Origin of the sequence: Streptomyces sp. NPDC049954 (assembly GCF_040656295.1) — a bacterium.
Taxonomy (GTDB): Bacteria; Actinomycetota; Actinomycetes; order Streptomycetales; family Streptomycetaceae; genus Streptomyces.
Genome location: NZ_JBFALS010000004.1, coordinates 57,965 through 79,913 on the forward strand (window position 1 = coordinate 57,965; position 21,949 = coordinate 79,913).

The following is a 21,949-nucleotide window of genomic DNA, read 5'->3' on the forward strand; positions in this document are numbered from 1 at the left end:
GCAGGGCTTGCGTTCCGGCCGCACACGCCCCGGTCGCCGACGCTGCGCGCGCGGCGGGCAGGGCTACTTCCAGCGGGTGGAGACGGCGAAGCCCGCGGCGATGAAGCCGAAGCCGACGACGATGTTCCAGTTGTCGAAGGAGTCCACCGGGAGGCTGCCGTCCGTGACGTAGAAGACGACGATCCAGGCCAGACCGATCGCGAACATCGCGAGCATGAGCGGGGCGACCCAGCTGCTGTTGGTCAGCTTGATGTTCGCCGTCTGCTTCGCGGCCGGGGGCGGCGTGTAGTCGGCCTTCTTGCGGATACGGGACTTCGGCACGAGGGGGCTCTCCTGTCGATGCGCTGTTCGGTGCACTGCCGGTCGGCGGCACACAGAACGGGGCGGGGCGCCGGATGACGCTCGGGCGGACCCCGGGGCCCTCCGGGCGTCCGTTAGCGTAGTGCTTCCGCGGCGCCGAAGGAGATCAGGGTACGTTGAGCAATTCTGCCGACTCCCCCACGAACGGTTCCAGCCCTGACCGGCCCCGGTTTTCCTGGCGGCCCGTGCGACTGCTCACGCTGGCCGTCTTCGCCCTCGCCGGACTGATCTTCTTCACCAGCTTCAACACGGCCAAGGGGACCAATATCCGCACGGATGCCTCGATGCTGAAGCTGTCGGACCTGATCAAGGAGCGCAGCGACAAGAACGGCGAGGCCGAGAAGACCAACGGCGTCCTGCGCCGGAAGGTCGAGTCCTTCGCCGCCCGTGACGACGGGCGCACCGACGCCGAGGACGCGCAGCTCAAGAGCCTCGAACGGCAGGCCGGCACTCAGAAGGTGCGCGGAAAGGCGATCTCGGTGACCCTCACCGACGCGCCTCCCGGCGCCGGCCCGAAGCTGCCCGGCTATCCCGAGCCCCAGCCCAACGACCTCGTCATCCACCAGCAGGACCTCCAGGCCGTGGTCAACGCCCTGTGGAAGGGCGGTGCGAAGGGCATCGAGGTCATGGGGCAGCGGCTCATCTCCACGAGCGCCGTCCGCTGCGTCGGCAACACCCTGATCCTCCAGGGCCGCGTCTACTCCCCGCCCTACAAGGTCACCGCCGTGGGAGACCCCGACGACCTGCGCGACGCCCTGTCCAACTCGCCGGCGATCCAGAACTACATGCTGTACGTCAACGCCTACGGGCTCGGCTGGGACGTCGCCGACCAGGGCACGTACACGATGCCGGGCTACACCGGTACCGTCGACCTGCACTACGCGCGGCCCGCCGGCTGATCGCGGCGCCCGCGCCGCGCGAGGCCCCCCGGGGCACCCCCGCCGGGTAAAGAACAGCCGTGCGCCGCCCCAAGGCTTTGCGCGGGCGCGCCACGAACGACCCCCCGCCGCCTTTAGTCTGGAGCGGCACACTTCGGCAACGGCAAGTAGGGGCGGCATGTACGGGTGGATCTGGCGGCATCTGCCGGGGAACGTGTGGATCAAGGCCCTGCTCTCCCTGGTCCTCGCCTGCGCGGTGGTCTACCTCCTCTTCCAGTACGTCTTTCCCTGGGCGGAGCCGCTGCTCCCGTTCAACGACGTGACCGTCGACCAGGGGATGGGAGCCGTCCGATGAACAGCGCCACCCCCGCCCGCATCCTGGTCGTGGACAACTACGACAGCTTCGTCTTCAACCTCGTCCAGTACCTCTACCAGCTCGGCGCCGAGTGCGAGGTGCTCAGGAACGACGAGGTGAGCGTCGCCGACGCGCGCCGCGAGCGTTTCGGCGGGGTGCTGCTCTCCCCCGGCCCCGGCACCCCCGAGCGAGCCGGGGTCTGCGTGGACATGGTGCGGCACTGCGCCGACTCCGGGCTTCCGGTCTTCGGGGTCTGCCTCGGCATGCAGTCGATGGTCGTGGCGTACGGCGGAGTCGTCGACCGCGCCCCCGAGCTGCTGCACGGGAAGACCTCCGAGGTGCTCCACGAGGAGAAGGGCGTGTTCGCCGGCCTTCCCTCGCCGTTCACCGCCACGCGCTACCACTCGCTGGCCGCCGACCCGGCCGGGATCCCGGCCGCGCTGGAGGTCACCGCGCGTACCGGTGACGGGATCATCATGGGTGTCCGGCACCGTGATCTGCCGGTCGAGGGCGTCCAGTTCCACCCCGAGTCCGTGCTCACCGAGCACGGGCACCTCATGCTCGCCAACTGGCTCGCCGGCTGCGGGGACGACAGGGCGGTCGCACGCTCCGCGGGGCTCGCGCCGGTGGTGGGCAAGGCTACGGCGTGACCGCGCTGCGGCCCGAGCGTGACGCGGGCCAGGAAGTGCTGCCACTCCTCCCCGCCGACGACGAGACGGTGGCCCTGCGGACCGCGGACCTCCGCCGTGCGGTCGGCGGTACGGCGTCCGGCGCCGGGCCCCTCGTCCCCGGGCAGGGCCGTGCCGCCCGCCGCAAGGCCGCGCAGGGCCGGGGTGGCCGTCGAGGTGCCCGGGGCGGCTCGGGCGGGCGCAGAAGGGCCGCAGGGCGTCCCCGCGGGCCGGAGGAGGGCTCGTCCTCTCCGGAGACGGCCCAGACCCCGCTCAGCCGGGTCGAGGCGCGGCGGGCCGCGCGGGCCCGCAGGCCGAGCACCGGCGCACGGATCAGCGCGGTCCTCGGCGAGCTGTTCATCACGCTCGGGGTGGTGATGCTCCTCTTCGTCACCTACCAGCTGTGGTGGACGAACGTCCGGGCCCATCAGCAGGCCAACGGCGCGACCCACCACCTCCAGGACGAGTGGGCCGACGGGAAGCGCACCCCGGGGGCCTTCCGCCCCGGGCAGGGCTTCGCGATCATGACGCTGCCGACCCTCGACGTGGTCGTCCCGATCGCCGAGGGCATCGACAAGCACAGCGTCCTGGACAAGGGGATGGTCGGGCACTACGGGGAGGACGGCCTGAAGACCGCGATGCCCGAGGACAAGCTGGGGAACTTCGCCGTCGCCGGGCACCGCAACACCCACGGGGAGCCCTTCCGGTACATCAACCGGCTCAAACCGGGCGATCCGATCGTGGTCGAGACGCAGGACACCTACTACGTCTACCGGATGACCAGCATCCTTCCGCAGACTTCGCCCGCGAACACGGCGGTCCTGCGTCCGGTGCCGACCGGCTCGGGCTTCACGAAGCCGGGCCGCTACATCACGCTGACGACCTGCACCCCGGAATTCACCAGTACGTATCGAATGATCGTCTGGGGCAAGATGGTCGAGGAACGGCCGCGCAGCAAGGGAAAGCCGGATGCGCTGCTGTAGCGCACGGCGCGAAGGAACGGGGCACACACGGTGGTAGCGACCAGGGACCACGAAGACGAGACCGAGGTTCTTCCGTCGGGCGGCGGCCGTCCGTCCGGGCGCGGCAGGGTCGCCGGGTTCATCAGCTTCCTCGGCGAACTGCTCATCACCGCTGGTCTGGTCCTCGGCCTGTTCGTCGCCTACTCGCTGTGGTGGACCAACGTGATCGCCGACCGGGAGGCCGGAAAGCAGGGCGATCAGGTGCGGGACCACTGGGCCCAGGGGGAATCCGGTCCCGGCGCCCTCGACACCAAGGACGGCATCGGCTTCCTGCACGTCCCGGCCATGGACAACGGCGAGGTCCTGGTCAAGAAGGGCACGGAGACCAGCATCCTCAACAACGGGGTGGCCGGCTACTACACGGAACCCGTGAAATCGGCCCTGCCCCAGGACTCCTCGGGGAACTTCACGCTCGCCGCCCACCGTGACGGCCACGGCGCCAAGTTCCACAACATCGACAAGCTCAAGGACGGCGACCCGATCGTCTTCGAGGCCAAGGACCGCTGGTACGTCTACAAGGTCTTCGCGACCCTCCCCGAGACCTCGAAGTACAACGTCAAGGTCCTCGGCGCCGTCCCGACCGGCTCCGGTGTCAAGGCCAAGGGCCGCTACATCACCCTGACGACCTGCACCCCGGTGTACACCTCGACGTACCGCTACATCGTCTGGGGCAAGCTGGAGCGGATCGACAAGGTCGACAGCAAGCGCACCCCTCCGCCGGAACTGCGCTGAGCGTGCGCTGAGCCCGTAGGCCACGAGTCCCGATGTCGTATGTCCCGTATGCCGTGTGTCCCGATGTTTCACGTGAAACATCGGGACACACGGCATACGGGTATGTTTCACGTGAAACATGGAGGGGCCCGGTCACCGCAACGGTGACCGGGCCCCTCCATGTCGCTCAGGCGGGTGAGACGACCGGCTGTACCTCGCCGGTCAGCCGCCCATCAGCCCGCCCGGCAGGGTCTGGACGGTGACGGGGGTGTTCTTGTCCACCTCGCTGCCCGGGGCCGGGTCGGTGTTGATCACCTTGGCGTCCGGCTCCCCCGGCAGGCCGGGCTGGACGTTCACCTGGAGGCCGAGACCGCCGAGGATGCCCTGGACTTCCTGGAGCGTCTTGTTGCGGATGTCGTCCGGGATCTTGACCTTCTCAGGTTGTTCCTCGGGCTTCTTCGCCGTCTTCAGGTACACGACCGAACCCGGGTCGGCCTCCGTGTTCGGCTGCGGGGTCTGCGAGAAGACCAGGCCCTCGTCGACCGTGTCGTTCTCCTCCGGGGCGCAGTTCGCCTTCAGCCCGGCCGTCTCCAGCAGGGCCGTGGCGTCGTCGCAGTTCTTGTTGCTGACGTCAGGAACGGTCGACATCTGCTTGGGCTTGGCGATCGTCAGCGTGATCGTCTTGCCGATGGCGAGGTCGGTGTCGCCGGGCGGGTCCTGGTCGATGACATTGCCCGCCTTCTGCTCCGACTCGGCGGACTTCTGGTCCACCTTGAAGCCGAGCTTGGTGAGCTTGCTCTCGGCCTTGTCGAAGGACAGGCCCGTGACGTCCGGGACGGTCTCCTTCGGCGCCCCCGTCGACACCGTCAGGGTCACCGTGTCGTTCTTCTGCACCTCGGCGTCGGCCGCCGGGTCCTGCGAGCACACGCGGTTCCTCGGCTGGTCCTTGCAGGTGTCCTTGACGGTCTTGATCTTGAGGTCGACGTTGGTGGCCATCTCACGCGCCTGGTTCACCGTCTGGCCCACGAAGTTCGGCGCCTTGAGTGAGCTGTCGCCGCCGTTGTCGTTGCCGCCGAACATATGCATGCCCAGCACGACGGCGCCCACCAGGACGAGGATGCCGGCGACCACCAGCAGGATCGTCGAGGTGTGGTTGTTCTTCTGCGGCTGCCGGCGCCGGCCGCGCGGTTCGTCGTAGCCGTAGCCGCCGTCGTCCGCGTTGACGGGCGGGAGCATCGAGGTGGCTCCGCCGTTCTGCGCGCCCATCGCCGTCGTCGGCTGGTCCCCGCCGTAGCCGCCGCCGTATCCGCCCGGCGCGCCCATGCCGGCCATGCCCAGGGCGGCGGTCGCACCGACCGGGCGGCCGTCGAGCAGGGCCTCGATGTCGGCCCGCATCTCGTCCGCCGACTGGTAGCGGTAGTCGGGGTCCTTCACGAGCGCCTTCAGGACGATGGCGTCCATGTCGGGCGTGATCTCGGGGTCGAAGACGCTCGGTGACTGCGCCTCCTCCCGCACGTGCTGGTAGGCGACCGCGACCGGGGAGTCCCCCACGAAGGGCGGCCGTACCGTCAGCAGTTCGTACAGCAGGCAGCCGGTCGAGTACAGGTCGGAGCGGGCGTCGACGGTCTCGCCCTTGGCCTGCTCGGGGGACAGGTACTGCGCGGTGCCGATGACCGCGGCGGTCTGCGTCATCGTCATGCCGGAGTCGCCCATGGCGCGGGCGATGCCGAAGTCCATGACCTTGACCTGGCCGTTGCGGGTCAGCATGACGTTGGCCGGCTTGATGTCGCGGTGGACGATGCCCGCGCGGTGCGAGTACTCCAGGGCCTGGAGGATGCCGATGGTCATCTCCATCGACCGCTCGGGCAGCAGTTTGCGGCCGGAGTGCAGCAGCTCGCGCAGGGTCGAGCCGTCCACGTACTCCATCACGATGTACGGGATGGAGACACCGTCGACGTAGTCCTCGCCGGTGTCGTAGACGGCGACGATCGCCGGGTGGTTGAGTGAGGCGGCGGACTGGGCCTCACGACGGAAGCGGGCCTGGAACGACGGGTCACGAGCGAGATCGACCCGGAGCGTCTTGACCGCGACCGTGCGGCCCAGGCGGGTGTCGTGGGCCAGGTAGACCTCGGCCATGCCACCGCGGCCGAGCACGTGCCCCAGCTCGTACCGGCCGCCGAGGCGACGCGGCTCTTCCATAGCTAATCCAGCCCTCTCCGTCGATCCCGACCGCACCCGTGTGTGGTCCGGCGGTGTGCTGTCCGGCATACCGTACCCGTCCCGCCGTGCGGGCCCCGGCCCCGATCGTCAAGCTGATATCGGACCGGTACCGCCACGTGCGCGGTTACCGGGGACGGGTGACCGGGTTCACGTCCTGAGCGTCCGCATTGCCCCGACTTCCGTGCGCTTTGCGGCGATACGTTCGGTCATCCCTCGGCTACCGAACGGTCACCATCCGCTCATCGCCGCCTCACTTCTTGCCGAGCACGGCCTCCATGACGGACTTGGCGATCGGCGCGGCGAGACCGCCACCGGAGACGTCCTGGCGCGAGGTGGCCGCGTCGTCCTCGACCACGACGGCGACGGCGACCGGGGAGCCCTGGTCGGTCTTCGCGTAGCTGAGGTACCAGGCGTAGGGCTTCTCGCTGTTGTTCTCGCCGTGCTGCGCGGTACCGGTCTTGCCGCCCACTGTGACGCCGGGGATGCGGGCCGCGGTTCCGGTGCCCTTCTCGGTCACCGTCTCCATCATCGACTGGAGCTTCTGCGCGTTCTCCTCGCTCAGCGGCCGGCTCATCTCCTTCGGCTCGTGCTTCTCGATCGTGTCGAGGTTCGGCGCCTGGAGCTCGCGGACCATGTACGGCTCCATGAGCTTGCCGTCGTTGGCGACGGCCGAGGCGACCATGGCCATCTGGAGCGGGGTCGCCGCGGTGTTGAACTGGCCGATCGAGGACAGCGCGACCTGTGAGTCGTTCATGTCCTTGGAGAAGTTGGAGGCATTCGAGCGGACCGGGACGAACTGCTGCTGGTTGAAGCCGAACTTCTCGGCCTCCTCCACCATCTTGTCGTTGCCGAGGTCGGCACCGATCTTGCCGAAGACGGTGTTGCACGAGACCTGGAGAGCGACCCGCAGCGTCGCGTTCTTGCAAGGGATGGGCCCCTCGTTCGGCAGCGGCGTCTTGGTCCCCGGCATGATCCAGGGCAGCGGGGTGTCGGTGGGCGCGTCGATGTCGGTGTACTTGCCGCTCTCCAGCGCCGCCGCGGCCGTCACGATCTTGAACGTCGAACCGGGCGGGTAGGTCTCGCGCAGGGCGCGGTTCAGGAGGGGCTTGTCCTTGTCCTTGTCGAGCTTGGAGAAGGTGTTGCCGTCCTTGGTGGTGATGCCGGCGAAGGACGAGGGGTCGTAGGACGGCGTCGAGGCCAGCGCGAGGATCGCCCCCGTGGACGGGTCGATCGCGGCGACCGCGCCCTTGCCGCGCGCCTTCAGCCCGTCGTACGCGGCCTTCTGCGCGTCCGCGTTGATCGTGGTGACGACGTTGCCGCCCTGCTTCTTCTTCCCGGTCAGCATGTCGAGCGTGCGGCGGAAGAAGAGCCGGTCGTCGTTGCCTGTGAGGATGTCGTCCTCCAGGCTCTCGATCTGGGTCGTGCCGATCAGCTGGGAGGCGTACCCGGTGACCGGGGCCCACATGGGCCCGTCCTTCCACGTGCGCTTGTACTTGAGGTCGGTGCCATCCGTCGCGACGGAACCGGTGACCGGCTTCCCGTCGACGATGATGTCCCCGCGCGGCTGGGCGTAGCGGTCGATGGCGATCCGCGGGTTGGCGTCGTCCTTCTGGAGCGAGTCGGCCTGGACGTACTGAAGCCAGTTGTCGCGGATGAGCAGGGCCAGGACGAGGAGCCCGCAGAAGATGGCGATCCGGCGCAGCGGCTTGTTCACGGTCGGACCACCTGGGTCATCTCGGCGTCGGGGGAGGGCGCGGGCGCGGGTGCCGGGCGCCGGGCGGTGTCGCTGATCCGTAGCAGGATGCCGATGAGCGCCCAGTTCGCGATGACGGAGGAACCTCCGTACGCGAGGAAGGGCATCGTCATACCGGTCAGCGGGATGAGCCCCATGACGCCACCGGCGACGACGAAGACCTGGATCGCGAAGGCGCCGGAGAGCCCGGCCGCGAGCAGCTTGCCGAAGGGGTCGCGCGCGGCCAGTGCGGTACGCAGCCCCCGCTCCACGATCAGGCCGTAGATCAGCAGGATCGCCATGATGCCCGCGAGGCCCAGTTCCTCGCCGAAGGTGGCGAGGACGAAGTCTGAGTTGGCGGCGAACTTGATCAGGTCCGAGTTGCCCTGGCCGAGGCCCGTGCCGAGCACGCCGCCGGAGCCGAAGGACCACAGCGCCTGCATGGCCTGCTCGGAGTGCCCGCCCACGCCCTGGCGGCTGAGCGCGTACTCGTGCATCGGGTCGAGCCAGGCCTGGACCCGGCTCTCGACGTGCGGTTCGAAGGAGGCGACGCCGACCGCGCCGACCGCGGACATCAGCAGGCCGAAGACGATCCAGCTGGTGCGTTCGGTCGCGACGTACAGCATCACGACGAACATGCCGAAGAACAGCAGCGAGGTACCGAGGTCGGTCTCGAAGACAAGGATCAGGATCGACACGACCCAGACCACGATGATCGGGCCGAGGTCGCGGCCGCGCGGCAGGTACAGCCCCATGAACCGGCGGCTGGCCAGCGCCAGCGCGTCCCGCTTCACCATCAGGTAGCCGGCGAAGAAGATCGCGATGACGATCTTCGCGAACTCACCGGGCTGGATGGAGAAACCGCCGATGTGGATCCAGATCTTCGCGCCGAAGACGTTCATGCCCAGCCCCGGCACGAGCGGCAGCAGGAGGAGGACGAGGGAGCCCACCATCGAGATGTACGTGTAGCGCTGCAGGACGCGGTGGTCCTTGAGCAGCATCAGGACGCCGACGAACAGCGCGATGCCGATCGCCGAGTACATCAGCTGGTTGGGCGCCGAGGGGCTGAAGGAGCCGAACTGGAGCTTGGCGAGGTCCTGGAGCCGCTCCGACTGGTCCAGCCGCCAGATGATGACGAGCCCGAGGCCGTTGAGCAGCGTCGCGAGCGGAAGCATCAGCGGGTCGGCGTACGCGGCGTACCGGCGGACCACGAGGTGCGCGACGCCCGCGAGCAGTCCGAGGCCGAGGCCGTAGCCGAGCAGCCCCGTGGGCATCTTGCCGTCGATCGCCAGCCCCACGTTCGCGTAGGCGAACACGGGGATGACGACGGCGAAGACCAGGAGGGCGAGTTCGGTGTTGCGGCGGCTCGGGGCGCCGATCGAACCGATCGTGGACGTGTGTGTGGTGCTACTGCTCATGACGTGGAACGGCCCCCAACGGCTGCTTACTGCTTACCGCACAGCGGGACCAGCTTCTGCTCTTCCTCCGAGAGGCTGGGGCCGGGCGTAGGACTCGGTGTGGTCTTGGGCTTCGGGTTCGTGGCCCCGGAGGACTTGCCGGACGCGGCGGAGTCGTCGTCCTTCTTGCTCTTCTCGGCGGCCGCGTCGTTCTTCTCCTGCGCGGCGCGGCGCTGCTCGTCCTTCTGGCAGGCGTTGGCCTGAAGCTCCAGTTCGGCGATCTTCTTCTGGGCGGCGTCGCGGCTGCCCTCGGTGATCGTGTTCTCGACCTGCTTCTTCTGGTACGGCGGCAGGTACTTGAGTTCGATCTCGGGGTGGTTCTTCGAGACCTTCGAGAGGTCGATCCAGCCCAGGTCCTGGCTGATGCCCCGGTACAGCGCGACGTGCTCGTCCTGGACCCCGACGTAGTACTGGGTCTGGGTCCAGCGGTAACCGCCGTACAGACCGCCGCCGATGATCGCGAGGGCGAGCACGGTCCACAGGGACCGCCCGATCCACTTGCGGCCGGAGCGGGGCTTGTCGTAGCCGCCCTCGGCCCATTCGTCGTAGTCCCCCTCGGGGGCGTACGCGGGGGTCTCGCCGCTGCCGGGAGCGCCGAAGCCGCCCTGCGGCGGGACCGGCCGGCCGAGGCCCGAGGCGCGGCCCGCCGGGGTCTGCATGGCGCCGTCGTCGTGCTGCTGGTGCTGGTTCTCGGCGACCGCGCCGACCACGACCGGGGTGTCGTTGAGCGCCCCGGCGAGGGTGTCGGAATGGTCGACGTCCAGGACGTCGGCGATGATCACCGTGATGTTGTCGGGGCCGCCACCGCGCAGCGCGAGCTGGATCAGGTCCTGCACGGTCGCCTGCGGGCCCTGGTAGCTCGCGAGGGTCTCTTCCATCGTCTGGTGGCTGACGACGCCGGAGAGCCCGTCCGAGCAGATCAGGTACCGGTCGCCGGCCCGCACCTCGCGGATCGAGAGATCCGGTTCCACGTGGTCGCCACTGCCCAGCGCGCGCATCAGCAGGGAGCGCTGCGGGTGGGTGGTGGCCTCCTCCTCGGTGATCCGGCCCTCGTCCACGAGCCGCTGCACCCAGGTGTGGTCCTGGGTGATCTGGGTCAGGACGCCGTCGCGCAGCAGGTAGGCGCGGGAGTCGCCGACGTGGACGAGGCCGAGGCGCTGCCCGGTCCACAGCAGGGCGGTGAGCGTCGTGCCCATGCCCTCCAGTTGCGGGTCCTCCTCGACCATCACGCGCAACTGGTCGTTGGCGCGCTGCACGGCCGCGCCCAGCGAGGTGAGGATGTCGGAGCCGGGGATCTCGTCGTCGAGGTCCACGAGGGTCGAGATGACCTCGGAACTGGCGACCTCACCGGCGGCGGCGCCGCCCATGCCGTCAGCGATGGCGAGCAGGCGGGGGCCCGCGTAGCCCGAGTCCTCGTTGCCCGGGCGGATCATCCCCTTGTGCGATCCGGCGGCGAAGCGCAGGGACAGGCTCATACGCACCTCGCCCGTCGGCTGTTCCGGGGACAACCGATCCTGTCGAGCCACACTGCCCACCCTCCGGTCGGGAGCACGGACTGGTCCGAGTAGAGGACCGCCGCGGCTCGCTCGCTCCGCTCGCTCATTGTCGTACTACTTCCGCAGCTCGATCACGGTCTTGCCGATGCGGATCGGCGCGCCCAGGGGCACCGGGGTCGGTGCGGTGAGCCTGGTCCGGTCCAAGTACGTGCCGTTGGTGGAACCGAGGTCCTCGACGATCCACTGACCGTCGTGGTCCGGGTAGATCCTGGCATGCCTGCTGGAGGCGTAGTCGTCGTCCAGCACGATCGTGGAGTCGTGCGCCCTGCCGAGGCTGATGGTCTGGCCCTGGAGGGCGACCGTGGTGCCCGTCAAGGTGCCTTCGGAGACGATCAGTTTGGTGGGGGCGCCCCGCCGCTGGCGGCCTGCCTGCTGGCGCTGCGGGGGCGGGGTGGCGGCGGCCCGGGGCTGCTGGGCCCGGGTGTCGCCCCGCTGGGACCTGCGCTGCGATCCGCGCTGTGTGACACGTGTGCCGAACAGGTCGCTGCGGATGACCTGGACGGCCACGATGACGAACAGCCACAGAACAGCCAGGAAACCCAGCCGCATGACCGTCAGGGTCAGCTCTGACATTGCCCCCGCTTCACCCTTCGGCTTGCCGATAAACGATGGTCGTGTTGCCCACGACGATCCGCGAGCCGTCGCGGAGCGTAGCGCGGGTGGTGTGCTGCCCGTCCACCACGATGCCGTTGGTGGACCCGAGATCCTGGATCGTCGAGGGCGTTCCGGTCCGGATCTCGCAGTGCCGGCGGGAGACGCCGGGGTCGTCGATCCGCACGTCGGCTTCGGTGCTGCGGCCCAGCACCAGCGTCGGGCGGGTGATCTGGTGCCGATTGTTGTTGATCTCCACCCAGTGCCTGGTGCGGCCACCGGGCGGCGGAGCGGGGGTGGGACGGCCGGCGGGCGCCGCGTGCGGGCGACCGGGCGGCGGCCCCGCGGGCATCGGCGGTGCGGAGACGGGCTGCGGCGGGTAGCCGTACCCGCCGGGAGCCGCGCTCGGCGGGGGGCCCTGCGGGGCCTGGCCGCCCTGCGGGCCCTGGGAGGTGCTGGAGGCCAGGGTGCGGCTGCGGACCCGGTAGAGGCCGGTGTCCAGATCGTCGGCCTTCTCCAGATGGACCTTGATGGTCCCCATAAAGGTGTAGCGCTGCTGCTTGGCGTAGTCGCGGACCATACCGGCGAGCTCGTCGCTGAGCTGGCCGGAGTAGGGGCTCAGCCGCTCGAAGTCCGGGGTGCTCAGCTCGACGATGAAGTCGTTGGGGACCACGGTGCGGTCCCTGTTCCAGATCGTCGCGTTGTTGTCGCACTCGCGCTGCAGGGCGCCGGCGATCTCGACGGGCTGCACCTCGGACTTGAAGACCTTGGCGAAGGTGCCGTTGACCAGACCTTCGAGGCGCTGCTCGAACCGTTTCATGACTCCCATGAGGCACCTCCTTCTCCGCTGCCGTCCTGATACTGCTTACTGATCGTATCCACGCGCCGGGAAAACGGGTGGTTCCCCCTGGCGGCCGGAGCGACGAGTGTCGCCTCTCACAAGACGTCCCCGCGCGAAGCCCCGCCGAAGCCCGAATCCGTTGCCGCGCCCCCTGGTTGAGGGATCGCGTGCTCCGGGGACGGGGCCCCTGGAACTGGGATCGTAAGGCCGCTCTGAGCCCAGTGTCCCCCACCTGCGTGAGGACACACTCCTGCCGGTGCGGAGAGGGGGCCGGGAAGCGGCCGGGAGCGCCCCGGGAACCGCCGGGCGCCAGGTCGGGGGTGGCGGAGGGGCGCGGTCCCGGCTCCGGGTGCCCCGCCCTTAGCGAGGTGAATCCACCCGGCGCACCGTGCTAATCTTCAGATGTCGAAAGGCGCTCCCACCGCACAGCGGAGGGGGTCAACCCGGAGACAACACCCATGCGCGGGTGGCGGAATAGGCAGACGCGCTGGATTCAGGTTCCAGTGCCCGAAAGGGCGTGGGGGTTCAACTCCCCCCTCGCGCACAGCGGGACATCGCACGCGATGTCCGAACGCTTCGAAGAAGCGGGCCCACCGATCTCGGTGGGCCCGCTTTTTTCTTGCCCTCGGCCTTGTCCTGCCGTAGATCCGCTGCTCGTTGTGGGCGGCCCGGTCTCCGCCCTTCTCTCGCTCTCCCTTTCCCGGTCTCTTTCTCCTCGCGTCTTCCTCCTCGTCTTCGTGATCGCGGTGTGAGGAAGGTCTCACAGGTCCTACGCGTGTCCCGCCCCGGTTGTCCGTACCCCGAAGGCCCGCGCGATCCGGTCGCGCGGGCCTTCGGGGTACGGGTGGTGCGGTGGTTCAGGCGTTGAGGCCCGGGTGGGTCAGGCGCTGAGGCGGGCGGCCAGGGCGCGGGCCTTGGTGTCGGCGTCCTCGTGGGCCTTGACGCGGCTGGCCTCGGCGAGCGGGCGCAGGGCGGCCATCTCCTCCTTGACCGGGGCGAGGGTCAGCTCGGGGACGATGAAGTCGACCTCGGCGCCGAGCATTCCGGTGAGCACCGACTCCAGGTAGTTCTGCACGTACTCGAAGTTCTCGCGCGGGGTGCCGGGCGCGTAGGAGCCGCCGCGGCTGGCGACGACGGTGATCGGCAGGCCCTTGACGGTGCCGTTGTCCCCGCCGGTGCGGCCGACGACGATCACCTGGTCGAGCCATGCCTTGAGCGTCGAGGGGATCGTGAAGTTGTACATCGGGGCGCCCAGGAGCACCGCGTCGGCGGCCTCCAGCTCGGCGACCAGCTCCTCGCGTGCCGTGACGGCGGCGTTCTGCGCCTCGGTGCGCTCGGCCGGGGCCGTGAAGTCCGCGGAGATGGCGTTCCAGTCCAGGTGCGGGGCCGGGGTGGTGGCGAGGTCGCGGTAGACGACCGTGCCGTCGGGGTGGGCCTCCTGCCAGCTCTTGACGAAGGCGGCGGTGACCTCGCGGGACGCGGAGCCCTGCGGGAAGAGCGAGGAGTCGATGTGCAGAAGCGTGGCCATGGGGATCTCCAGAAAGGGGGACGTGGCACCGGCTGGGCGGCGTCGGTGTCGCGGTGGTTCCGTACGTAGCTATTGATAACACAGCTACTTACTTTTTTTCACCTACGACTTTGTGGGCAGTAGCCTGGAGGCATGGTCGGAATCGGGGAGTACTCGGACGAAGGCGTCGGCGGGGCGGGCACGCAGCCGTGCAGCCAGGTGGACCGGAGCATCACGCTGGTGTTCGGTCTGCTCGGCAAGCGCTGGTCCGGGCCGATCGTCTCCGTGCTCCTGCAGCAGCCCGTGCACTTCTCCGAGCTGCGGCGGGCCATCCCCGGCATCAGTGAGCGCATGCTCTCCGACCGGCTCAGCGAGCTGGCCTCGGCGGGCCTCGTCGTACGGGAAGTGGACGAGGGGCCGCCGCTGCGAGTCGTCTACCGGGCGACGGAGGCGGGCGTCGCTCTCGGTCCCGCGCTCCAGGAGCTGGCCCAGTGGGCCGAGGCGCATCTGCTGGACGACGAGGGCCGCAACCCCTGTACCGAGGCGAATGCGGCGACCAGGGCGGTGGCGGAGAACCGACGGCGTGCCGAAGGGGACGCCGTCTGCTGAGGGGGCGGCCTCCTCGCCCTCACCCCGCTCTTTCGAGGTCCATCAAGTGCCCCCATGTTTCACGTGAAACATGGGGGCACTGCCCAGCTCCGTGGCGTCCCGGAGGGCGTAGGGTGCGGCCGTTCGGAGCGAGGGGGCGTGGAACATGACTGAGGTGACGGGTTCGACGGTCGGCCGTCCGGTCGGCGGGACGGCGGTGCCGGGGGTCGGGGCGAGGGTCCGGACGGCTACCGGTGCGGGGGCGGGTACGGGTTCCGGTGTAGACGCGGGTACGGGTGCAAGTTCCGGGGCGGGCGCCGGTACCGGCACGGATTGCGGTGCGGGGGCGGGCGCTGTTACCGGGGCGTCCCCGCGCATACCCGAGGTGGCCGGGTTCGCCTCCCGGCCGTCCGGGCGGGGCGTCGGGGATTCCCCCAAGGTGTACGGCAAAGGGCTTCGCGAGGCGGTGCCGCGCGGCGCGCACGACCTGCTGACGATCGACGTGGGGCGGCCCGACGCGGTGGCGGCCATGGAGGAGTCCAACCGGGGGCGGCTGCCCGAGCTGACGCCGATACGCGCCGGGCGGATGGCCGCGAGCCCCTTCGCCTTTCTGCGGGGTGCCGCCGGACTCATGGCGTACGACCTGGCCCGCACCCCGGTCACCGGCGTGGGTGCGCAGATATGCGGGGACGCGCACGCCGGGAACTTCGGTCTGTACGGGGACGCGCGCGGCGGGCTGGTCATCGACCTCAACGACTTCGACGAGACCGTGCGCGGGCCCTGGGAGTGGGACGTGAAGCGGCTCGCCGCCTCGCTCGTCCTGGCGGGCCGGGAGGCCGGAGCCGGAGAGGACGTCTGCGCGGGGGCGGCGCGGGACGCGGTGGGCTCCTACCGGCGCACGATGCGGATGCTCGCGAAGCTTCCGGTGCTCGACGCGTGGCACGCGATCGCCGACGAGCGGCTCGTCTCGCACGCCGACGCGAAGGACGTCGTCGGCACCCTGCGCAAGGTCTCCGACAAGGCGCGGCGCAATACGAGTGCGCGCTTCGCCGCCAAGTCGACGGAGGCGCCGCCCGAGGGCGGACGTCGTTTCGTGGACGCCCTGCCGGTACTGCGCCGGGTGCCGGACGAGGAGGCGGCCGCCGTCGTGCTCGCCCTCGGCACGTACCTGGAGACCCTCCCCGAGGACCGGCTGCCGCTGCTGGCCCGCCACGCCGTGCACGATGTCGCCTTCCGCGTCGTCGGGACGGGAAGCGTCGGGACCCGCTCGTACGTCGCGCTGCTGCTCGACCACAGGGGCGAGCCGCTGGTGCTCCAGGTCAAGGAGGCCCGGCGGTCCGCGCTCGCTCCGCACCTCGCGGGCGTGGGGTTCGCTCCGGCCCCGGTGGAGCACGAGGGGCGGCGCGTGGTGTTCGGGCAGAAGCGGATGCAGGTGGTGAGCGACACCCTGCTCGGCTGGACGACGCTGGACGGCCGGCCCTTCCAGGTGCGGCAGTTCCGCAATCGCAAGGGCAGCGTGGATCCCGTCGCCCTGGCTCCCGGGCAGCTCGACGACTACGGGCGGATGACCGGGGCGCTGCTCGCGCGGGCCCACGCGCACAGCGCCGATCCCCGGGTGATCGCCGGGTACTGCGGGAAGAGCGAGCGCTTCGAGGAGGCCGTGGGACGTTTCGCCGTCGCCTACGCGGACCGTACCGAGGTGGACCACGCCCACCTTGTCGAGGCGGTGCGCCTCGGGAAGGTCGCGGCGGAGAGCGGCGTGTAGCGCGGCAGCCGGACGGCCGCGGGGCGGCGGAGGCCGGGGGCGCCGTGGGCCGGCCCCTCGGCCGTCGTCTTCCCGGCGAGGCCGGAGCGTGCCCTACGCTGGTCGGGTGACCATCCCGGAAGCCGATCCCACGCATTCCGCTCCTTCAGGTGACACGCCCTCCACGCCGTCGGGCGAGGCGCGGCCGGAGGACCGTCTCGAACGGGCGGTCCGCGTCGCCGAGCAGGCCCTCATCGAGTACGAGATCGCGGTCGAGACCTTCCGTGTGGAGGTCGAGAACTTCTCCCGGCTCCACCACCAGCGGCTCGGGCCCATGTACTCGCGGCTCGACGAACTCGACGCGCTCATCGCCGAGGCCCGCGCCGAGCGCTCCGGCGACGCCGAGGACCGCAGGCGGGCCGCGGAGGCGCGGGCCCAGGTCCTGCCGATGCCCGGGGTTGAGGAGCTGTTCCACGGGTGGATGGGCTCCGAGGGGCTGTGGCCGGAGGCCGCCGCGATGCTCACGGACCAGCCGGTGCGGCCGCCCGAGCGGGTACGGCCGAGCGAGGAGGCCCGCGCGCTGTACCGGGAACTCGTCCGCAAGGCGCACCCCGACCTGGTGCAGGACGAGAAGGAGCGGGCCCGGCGCGACGACTTCATCAGCCGGGTCACGACGGCCTACGCGCGCGGTGACGAGGCGCGGTTGCGTGAACTGTCCGCCGAGTGGGAGGCCGGTCCCGTCCCCGAGCAGGACCGTTTCGGGCGCAGCGAGGAGCTGTACGCACGGCTGGAGTGGCTGGCCCAGCGCAAGGAGATGCTGAGCGCGGTCGCCCGGGAGCTGGAGGAGGGGGCGATCGGTTCCATGCTCAAGCTGGCCCCCGACGACCCGGACCGGCTGCTGGACGAGGTGGCCGAACAACTGCTCGCGCAGGTCGCGGAGCGGGAACGGGAACTGGCCTCGCTCGTGTCCGCCGCCGTGGCCCCGGCCGGGGACGACGGTGGCGCGGGTGATCCGCAGGCCGACGCGCCAGGCGACGGGCACGGGGGAGAGGGCGGCGTGGTCTAGCGACCGCCCGGCCGGGCGCTGTTCCTCGGCCGGGGCCGGGGGTGGCCTTCGGGTAGCGTCTCACCCATGCATTTCGGATCTTTGCCCAGTGTCGGTGTCGGTGAGCTGTCGGACGACGATTTCCTGCTGGACGTCCGTGAGGACGACGAATGGCAGGCGGGTCACGCCGAGGGAGCGCTGCACATCCCGATGAGCGACTTCGTCGCGCGCTACGGCGAGCTGACGGAGGCGGCCCCGCAGGACGCCAAGGTCAACGTCATCTGCCGCTCCGGGGGCCGTTCCGCGCAGGTCACGATGTACCTCGCCCAGCAGGGCCTGGACGCCGTCAACGTCGAGGGCGGTATGCAGGCGTGGGAGGCGGCGGGCAAGCCGGTGGTGGACGACAAGGGCGGCGCCGGCTTCGTCATGTGAGCGCGGAGCCCGCCGTGGGGTGTCGCGCGTCGGCCCTCGGTGGGGGGCGTACGCGCCCTCCGGGACCCCGTCAGGCGACACGGGCTCTTGCGGCTCCTGCGGACGGGACGTGGGGGTGCCGTGTGCGGGTTCCCGCGAGAGCCGTTCCCGCCGCTCGTCCCGGCCCGGGGCCGTAAGGTGTCAGCCCGGTGACCGACGAGTTCAGCGCGGAGCGCGGGAGCGGGATGAACGCGTACGAGGGTGACGGCGGCGGGGCGAGCGAGACCGTGCCCGGGGCGCGTGAGGCGGCCGCGCCCTCATCGACGCCGGAGGCTTCGCCCGCGTCGCCCGCCTCGCCGTCCCAGCCGTCTCGTCCCTTCCGTCCGTCTCGTCCCTTCCGTCCGTCGAGCGCACCCGCCGCCTCGCACGAATCCGCCCGCGCTTCTGGTTCCCCGCCCGCGCCCCCTCCGGACCCGTCCCCGTCGCCGGCCTACCGCGAGGGGGGTCCCCGTCCCGGTGGTCTGGCCGCGCTGGCGCTTCCGTACCGCGTGCTGGGCGCGCTGGCCCTCGCGACGGCCGCCGTGTTCGCCCTCGTCCATCTCGGCATGGTGTTCCTGCACGTGGCGCCGCCCAACACCGTGAGCAAACGGCACGCGAAGACCATCGGGGCGTGGATGTACCCGGAGTTCGAGCAGAACTGGAAGCTGTTCGCGCCCAACCCCCTTCAGCAGAACGTCTCGGTGCAGGCGCGGGCCGAGGGGCGGCGGGCGGACGGGAGTTCGTTCCTGACGGGCTGGTACGACCTGTCCGCGCAGGACGGGGCCGCGATCGAGGGGAACCCCGTGCCGAGCCACACCCAGCAGAACGAACTGCGCAGGGCCTGGGACTTCTACGCCTCCTCGCACGATCTGAAGGAGCGGCCGAACGGACTGCGCGGTGAGCTGTCGGCCCGTTACCTGCTGCGCCTCGGGGTCCTGCGGCTGGACCGGGCCCGGGCCGGCGGGCGGGACGCCGTGGTGGAGCGGGTGCGGCTGCGCGCCCGTACGACCCCGGTCCCGCTCCCGAAGTGGAGCACCGAGACGGCCGTGATGCGGTCCGCCGTCCGTGAACTGCCCTGGTGGAACGTGTCGGTGGCGGACCGGCCGGGAGCCGGCCCCGCTCCGTCACCTTCCGCCTCCTATCCGGCGCCGGGGACTCCGCGATGAGCGCGCACGAGGGCGGGAGCGCGGAGGCCGGGACCGGCCGGCGGTACGACGGAGAGGCAGACGGAGAGGCAAGGGTGCGGGCGGGGCTCGGTGCGCGGAACCGGGCGGGGGCCGGGCTGCGGTTCCGGATGTGGCGGGCGGGGCTCGGCCGGGCCCTCGGCCAGGTCAGCGGCCGCGCCCTGGGGCCGTACCAGAGCGCCGTCGTCCGCATCGGTTTCTCGGCGACCTGGCTCGCCTTCCTGCTGCGTGAACTCCCGCACCGCGACGAGCTGTACGGACTGGGCAGTCCGTGGGGGCCGGACCTGGCCGCCCGGCTCCTGGCGAGCAACCACGCCTTCACGGTGCTGCCGTGGTTCGGCGGGCAGCTGTGGTTCGAGCTGGTCTACGGGCTCGCGATGCTGTCCGCCGCCCTGCTGCTGCTCGGGTGGCGCACGCGTACGGCCTCGGTGCTGTTCATGATCGGGGTGCTCTCGCTCCAGAACCGTTCCGTGTTCATGGGGGACGGCGGGGACAACGTCATCCATCTCATGGCGATCTACCTGGTGTTCACGCGGTGCGGCCAGGTGTGGTCGCTCGACGCGCGGCGCCGGGCGCGCGGGGGGCGGGATCGCGCCGGGCCGCCGCTGTGGGCCGTGTCCGGGCTCGTGCTCGCGCTCGCCTGCCTCGGTGGCCGTCTGACGGGTGGCTGGTCCCTCGCCCTGTGGGGGCTGTGGTCGGCGCTGGGCGTGTGGTGGCTGCTGGAGCGTCGCGCCGCCCGTCCCGTGGCCGGTTTTCACGTACGGCAACTGCGGGCGCTGGCCGATGTCGTGGGCAATGCCGCGCACAACGCGGGGCTGCTCGTCGTGATGGGCGAGGCCTGTCTGATCTACGCGACCGCGGGCTGGTACAAGATCCAGGGCAGCCGCTGGCAGGACGGTACGGCCGTGCACTACCCGCTGCGGCTGGAGTACTTCTCGCCGTGGCCCGCTCTGTCCGAGGCGCTCGCCGCGCACGGCACGCTGATCACGCTGGTCACGTACGGCACCGTCCTCGTCCAGGTGGCCTTCCCGTTCGCCCTGTTCAACCGGCGCGTCAAGAACGTGCTGCTGGTGGGGATGATGGCGGAGCACGTCGGTATCGCGGTGATCCTCGGACTGCCCTTCTTCTCGCTCGCCATGATCGCCGCCGACGCCGTGTTCCTGCCGACCGGTTTCCTGCGGCGGACCGGCGGCGTCGTGGGCGGCGTCCTCGGCCACCTGACCGCCCGCCCGCGCGGCGTACGGGGCGGTGCGGGGCGGTCCGTGGCGCTGCCAGGACCGCGTGCGGCGGAGCCGGGCGAGGAGGCCGGACGCTCCCCCGTAGGCTTCCGGCCATGAACGCGCGCCCTGTCCCGTCCGCCGCCCCCTCGCCCGTCCTCACGCGGTGGCACGAGTGGCGGGAGGCCGGTGGCACGGTGCTGCTCGACGGGTTCCACGCGCTCAAGCACGCGCTGCGTTTCGGCGCCGAGGTCCCGGTGGCCGTGGCCGCCGACCGGGACGCGGCGCTCGCACTCGCCGGGGAGCTGGCCCCTGACCTGGCCGGGGACCTCGGTCCGCTGCTGGCCGGGGTGGGCGAGCGGGAGTACCGCTCGCTGGTGGCGCGTCCGCATCCCACCGGCGTCGCCGCGCTCGCCGTCCGGCCGGAGCGCGCGGCGCAGCTCGCGGCGCTGCGCGCGCGGCCCCGCAGCAGCCCGCTGGTCCTGCTCGACCAGCCCCGCAACCTCGGCAACGCGGGCGCCGTCATCCGGCTCGCCGCCGGTTTCGGGGCCGGTGGCGTGATCACGACCGGGGACCTCGACCCGTGGCATCCCACCGTCGTACGCGGGGGCGCGGGTCTGCACTTCGCGACCGTCGTCGAGCGCATGGACCTCGCGGACCTCCCGGAGGGGCCGCTGTACGCGCTGGACCCTGAGGGGGAGGACGTCAGAGGGCTGGTCCTGCCGGACGACGCGCTCCTCGCCTTCGGCTCCGAACGGCACGGCATCTCGGCCGCTGTACGGGAGCGGGCGGACCGCCTGGTCTCGCTGCCGATGCGCCCGCAGGTCTCCAGCTACAACCTCGCCACCAGCGTGGGCATGGCGCTGTTCCACTGGTCCACGACCACGTCGACGCCGGTGAGCGCCCCCGGGGAGCACCAGGGGTAGGGGCCGCTGTCCGGGGTTGTTCGGGGCGGCGGTTCACGCCGGTGGGCAGGGCGGGCCGGCGGAGTTAGAGTTACCGAACGATCGGTCGGTACGAGGGAGTCCGCCGAAACCCCCTGGTTGACACGGGGCGCGTCCCGGGCCGGTTCCCGGCCGGCGTGCCCCGCCCCTGGAGAACGGTGGTCCTGCCATGGCGCCTGCGGCCAAACGCGACGCGTACACCCCGGAGTCGCTGCTGTCGGTGGCGGTCCGGGTGTTCAACGAGCGCGGATACGACGGCACCTCGATGGAGCACCTGTCGAAGGCGGCGGGCATCTCGAAGTCCTCGATCTACCACCACGTCGCGGGCAAGGAGGAGTTGCTGCGCCGGGCCGTGAGCCGGGCGCTGGACGGCCTCTTCGGTGTCCTGGACGAGGAGGACGCCGCGCACGGGGCGGCCATCGACCGGATGGAGCACGTGGTGCGCGGCACCGTGCGGGTCCTGGTCGCGGAGCTGCCGTACGTGACGCTGCTGCTGCGGGTGCGCGGGAACACCGACACGGAGCGCTGGGCGATGGAGCGCCGCAGGGACTTCGACCACCGTGTCGCCGACCTGTTCCAGGAGGCCGTGGCCGAGGGCGACCTGCGCGGCGACGTGGAGCCGCGACTGGCGACCCGGCTGCTCTACGGGATGATCAACTCCCTCGTGGAGTGGTACCGGCTGGACGGCGGGGACGGCACCGGCGGTACGGCCGCCGGTCCGGGCGGCGCCTCCGGGGAGAGTACGAGCGCGACCGAGCTGGCCGACGCGGTGGTGCGGCTGGCCTTCGAGGGACTGCGCGTCAAGAGCTGACGGTCGATCCGGGCCTGGTTCGCATGACCGCGTGACCGTGTAGCGGCGTGGTCCGGGCCCCGGTGAAC

Annotated in this window: 20 protein-coding genes, 1 tRNA gene and 1 pseudogene; 14 read left to right on the plus strand and 8 right to left on the minus strand. The window is 70.9% G+C overall.

The features are described 5' to 3' along the window. Positions 1 to 63: 63 nt before the first annotated feature. Positions 64 to 321: a cell division protein CrgA gene (crgA, locus tag AB0J21_RS09520; protein ID WP_363145288.1), complete on the minus strand. Its 258-nt coding sequence runs from the start codon at positions 319 to 321 to the stop codon at positions 64 to 66. A 155-nt stretch (positions 322 to 476) separates the two neighbouring features. Between crgA and AB0J21_RS09525 the strand changes: the two genes are divergently transcribed. The 5 genes from AB0J21_RS09525 to AB0J21_RS09545 all read left to right on the plus strand — a co-directional run bounded on the left by AB0J21_RS09525 (position 477) and on the right by AB0J21_RS09545 (position 4,015). Beyond that, positions 477 to 1,259, plus strand: coding sequence for a DUF881 domain-containing protein (locus AB0J21_RS09525; RefSeq protein ID WP_363145289.1), 783 nt, complete (start codon positions 477 to 479; stop codon positions 1,257 to 1,259). 157 nt (positions 1,260 to 1,416) lie between these two features. Beyond that, complete coding sequence (locus AB0J21_RS09530) at positions 1,417 to 1,593, plus strand: hypothetical protein (protein WP_363145290.1); 177 nt, start codon at positions 1,417 to 1,419, stop codon at positions 1,591 to 1,593. Next, entirely contained in the window at positions 1,590 to 2,243 is a 654-nt protein-coding gene (locus tag AB0J21_RS09535; RefSeq protein ID WP_363145291.1) for an aminodeoxychorismate/anthranilate synthase component II, read from the plus strand. The genes AB0J21_RS09530 and AB0J21_RS09535 overlap by 4 nt, the downstream gene beginning before the upstream one ends. Further along, on the plus strand, positions 2,240 to 3,244 hold the full coding sequence (locus tag AB0J21_RS09540) for a class E sortase (protein ID WP_363145292.1): 1,005 nt from the start codon (positions 2,240 to 2,242) through the stop codon (positions 3,242 to 3,244). Before AB0J21_RS09535 ends, AB0J21_RS09540 begins: the two co-directional genes overlap by 4 nt. A 120-nt stretch (positions 3,245 to 3,364) precedes the next feature. Beyond that, positions 3,365 to 4,015, plus strand: a complete 651-nt coding sequence (locus AB0J21_RS09545) for a class E sortase (protein ID WP_363145724.1) — start codon at positions 3,365 to 3,367, stop codon at positions 4,013 to 4,015. A gap of 201 nt (positions 4,016 to 4,216) precedes the next feature. Here AB0J21_RS09545 and pknB read toward each other — a convergent pair whose 3' ends face one another. The 6 genes from pknB to AB0J21_RS09575 all read right to left on the minus strand — a co-directional run bounded on the left by pknB (position 4,217) and on the right by AB0J21_RS09575 (position 12,379). Beyond that, the gene (gene pknB, locus AB0J21_RS09550; RefSeq protein ID WP_363145293.1) at positions 4,217 to 6,193 is read right to left on the minus strand and encodes a Stk1 family PASTA domain-containing Ser/Thr kinase; all 1,977 of its coding nucleotides are present in this window, start codon (positions 6,191 to 6,193) and stop codon (positions 4,217 to 4,219) included. 271 nt (positions 6,194 to 6,464) lie between these two features. After that, positions 6,465 to 7,928 carry a penicillin-binding protein 2 gene (locus AB0J21_RS09555; protein WP_363145294.1) on the minus strand — a complete coding sequence of 488 codons (1,464 nt, stop codon included), beginning with the start codon at positions 7,926 to 7,928 and terminating at the stop codon, positions 6,465 to 6,467. Next, positions 7,925 to 9,364 (minus strand): FtsW/RodA/SpoVE family cell cycle protein, encoded by a 1,440-nt coding sequence (locus AB0J21_RS09560; RefSeq protein WP_363145295.1) that lies wholly within the window; start codon positions 9,362 to 9,364, stop codon positions 7,925 to 7,927. Before AB0J21_RS09560 ends, AB0J21_RS09555 begins: the two co-directional genes overlap by 4 nt. 26 nt (positions 9,365 to 9,390) lie before the next feature. Next, positions 9,391 to 10,878 carry a protein phosphatase 2C domain-containing protein gene (locus AB0J21_RS09565; protein WP_363145725.1) on the minus strand — a complete coding sequence of 496 codons (1,488 nt, stop codon included), beginning with the start codon at positions 10,876 to 10,878 and terminating at the stop codon, positions 9,391 to 9,393. 135 nt (positions 10,879 to 11,013) lie between these two features. Next, complete coding sequence (locus AB0J21_RS09570; protein ID WP_363145296.1) at positions 11,014 to 11,532, minus strand: FHA domain-containing protein; 519 nt, start codon at positions 11,530 to 11,532, stop codon at positions 11,014 to 11,016. A gap of 10 nt (positions 11,533 to 11,542) precedes the next feature. Continuing rightward, positions 11,543 to 12,379: an FhaA domain-containing protein gene (locus AB0J21_RS09575; RefSeq protein WP_363145297.1), complete on the minus strand. Its 837-nt coding sequence runs from the start codon at positions 12,377 to 12,379 to the stop codon at positions 11,543 to 11,545. A gap of 472 nt (positions 12,380 to 12,851) precedes the next feature. On the opposite strand from AB0J21_RS09575, the gene AB0J21_RS09580 reads away from it, so the two are divergent. Then, a tRNA-Leu gene (locus AB0J21_RS09580) sits at positions 12,852 to 12,935 on the plus strand. 336 nt (positions 12,936 to 13,271) lie between these two features. On the opposite strand, the gene AB0J21_RS09585 is transcribed toward AB0J21_RS09580, so the two are convergent. Then, positions 13,272 to 13,919, minus strand: coding sequence for an NAD(P)H-dependent oxidoreductase (locus AB0J21_RS09585; RefSeq protein WP_363145298.1), 648 nt, complete (start codon positions 13,917 to 13,919; stop codon positions 13,272 to 13,274). Positions 13,920 to 14,051: 132 nt separating this feature from the next. Here AB0J21_RS09585 and AB0J21_RS09590 point away from each other — a divergent pair, with 132 nt between their 5' ends. The 8 genes and pseudogenes from AB0J21_RS09590 (at position 14,052) to AB0J21_RS09625 (ending at position 21,881) form a co-directional block, all read left to right on the plus strand. Next, on the plus strand, positions 14,052 to 14,507 hold the full coding sequence (locus tag AB0J21_RS09590; protein ID WP_363145299.1) for a helix-turn-helix domain-containing protein: 456 nt from the start codon (positions 14,052 to 14,054) through the stop codon (positions 14,505 to 14,507). 355 nt (positions 14,508 to 14,862) lie between these two features. Continuing rightward, positions 14,863 to 16,251 carry a DUF2252 domain-containing protein gene (locus AB0J21_RS09595; RefSeq protein WP_363145726.1) on the plus strand — a complete coding sequence of 463 codons (1,389 nt, stop codon included), beginning with the start codon at positions 14,863 to 14,865 and terminating at the stop codon, positions 16,249 to 16,251. A 106-nt stretch (positions 16,252 to 16,357) separates the two neighbouring features. Continuing rightward, positions 16,358 to 17,296: a hypothetical protein gene (locus AB0J21_RS09600; protein WP_363145300.1), complete on the plus strand. Its 939-nt coding sequence runs from the start codon at positions 16,358 to 16,360 to the stop codon at positions 17,294 to 17,296. Positions 17,297 to 17,362: 66 nt separating this feature from the next. Beyond that, positions 17,363 to 17,707, plus strand: a complete 345-nt coding sequence (locus tag AB0J21_RS09605; RefSeq protein WP_363145301.1) for a rhodanese-like domain-containing protein — start codon at positions 17,363 to 17,365, stop codon at positions 17,705 to 17,707. Positions 17,708 to 18,198: 491 nt separating this feature from the next. Next, positions 18,199 to 18,891, plus strand: a pseudogene (locus AB0J21_RS09610) (DUF5819 family protein); the annotation flags it as partial. A 128-nt stretch (positions 18,892 to 19,019) separates the two neighbouring features. Beyond that, positions 19,020 to 20,246: an HTTM domain-containing protein gene (locus AB0J21_RS09615; protein ID WP_363145727.1), complete on the plus strand. Its 1,227-nt coding sequence runs from the start codon at positions 19,020 to 19,022 to the stop codon at positions 20,244 to 20,246. Continuing rightward, entirely contained in the window at positions 20,243 to 21,052 is an 810-nt protein-coding gene (locus tag AB0J21_RS09620; protein ID WP_363145302.1) for a TrmH family RNA methyltransferase, read from the plus strand. Before AB0J21_RS09615 ends, AB0J21_RS09620 begins: the two co-directional genes overlap by 4 nt. A gap of 187 nt (positions 21,053 to 21,239) precedes the next feature. Further along, positions 21,240 to 21,881 carry a TetR/AcrR family transcriptional regulator gene (locus AB0J21_RS09625; protein ID WP_363145303.1) on the plus strand — a complete coding sequence of 214 codons (642 nt, stop codon included), beginning with the start codon at positions 21,240 to 21,242 and terminating at the stop codon, positions 21,879 to 21,881. Positions 21,882 to 21,949: the final 68 nt, after the last annotated feature.

Coding starts and splice junctions, on each gene's coding strand:
- AB0J21_RS09575 (WP_363145297.1), bottom strand. CDS start 12,379: ATGGGAGTCATGAAACGGTTCGAGCAGCGCCTCGAAGGTCTGGTCAAC.
- AB0J21_RS09620 (WP_363145302.1), top strand. CDS start 20,243: ATGAACGCGCGCCCTGTCCCGTCCGCCGCCCCCTCGCCCGTCCTCACG.
- AB0J21_RS09560 (WP_363145295.1), bottom strand. CDS start 9,364: ATGAGCAGTAGCACCACACACACGTCCACGATCGGTTCGATCGGCGCC.
- AB0J21_RS09605 (WP_363145301.1), top strand. CDS start 17,363: ATGCATTTCGGATCTTTGCCCAGTGTCGGTGTCGGTGAGCTGTCGGAC.
- AB0J21_RS09570 (WP_363145296.1), bottom strand. CDS start 11,532: ATGTCAGAGCTGACCCTGACGGTCATGCGGCTGGGTTTCCTGGCTGTT.
- AB0J21_RS09535 (WP_363145291.1), top strand. CDS start 1,590: ATGAACAGCGCCACCCCCGCCCGCATCCTGGTCGTGGACAACTACGAC.
- AB0J21_RS09625 (WP_363145303.1), top strand. CDS start 21,240: ATGGCGCCTGCGGCCAAACGCGACGCGTACACCCCGGAGTCGCTGCTG.
- AB0J21_RS09565 (WP_363145725.1), bottom strand. CDS start 10,878: ATGAGCCTGTCCCTGCGCTTCGCCGCCGGATCGCACAAGGGGATGATC.
- AB0J21_RS09590 (WP_363145299.1), top strand. CDS start 14,052: ATGGTCGGAATCGGGGAGTACTCGGACGAAGGCGTCGGCGGGGCGGGC.
- pknB (WP_363145293.1), bottom strand. CDS start 6,193: ATGGAAGAGCCGCGTCGCCTCGGCGGCCGGTACGAGCTGGGGCACGTG.
- AB0J21_RS09585 (WP_363145298.1), bottom strand. CDS start 13,919: ATGGCCACGCTTCTGCACATCGACTCCTCGCTCTTCCCGCAGGGCTCC.
- AB0J21_RS09615 (WP_363145727.1), top strand. CDS start 19,020: ATGTGGCGGGCGGGGCTCGGCCGGGCCCTCGGCCAGGTCAGCGGCCGC.
- AB0J21_RS09530 (WP_363145290.1), top strand. CDS start 1,417: ATGTACGGGTGGATCTGGCGGCATCTGCCGGGGAACGTGTGGATCAAG.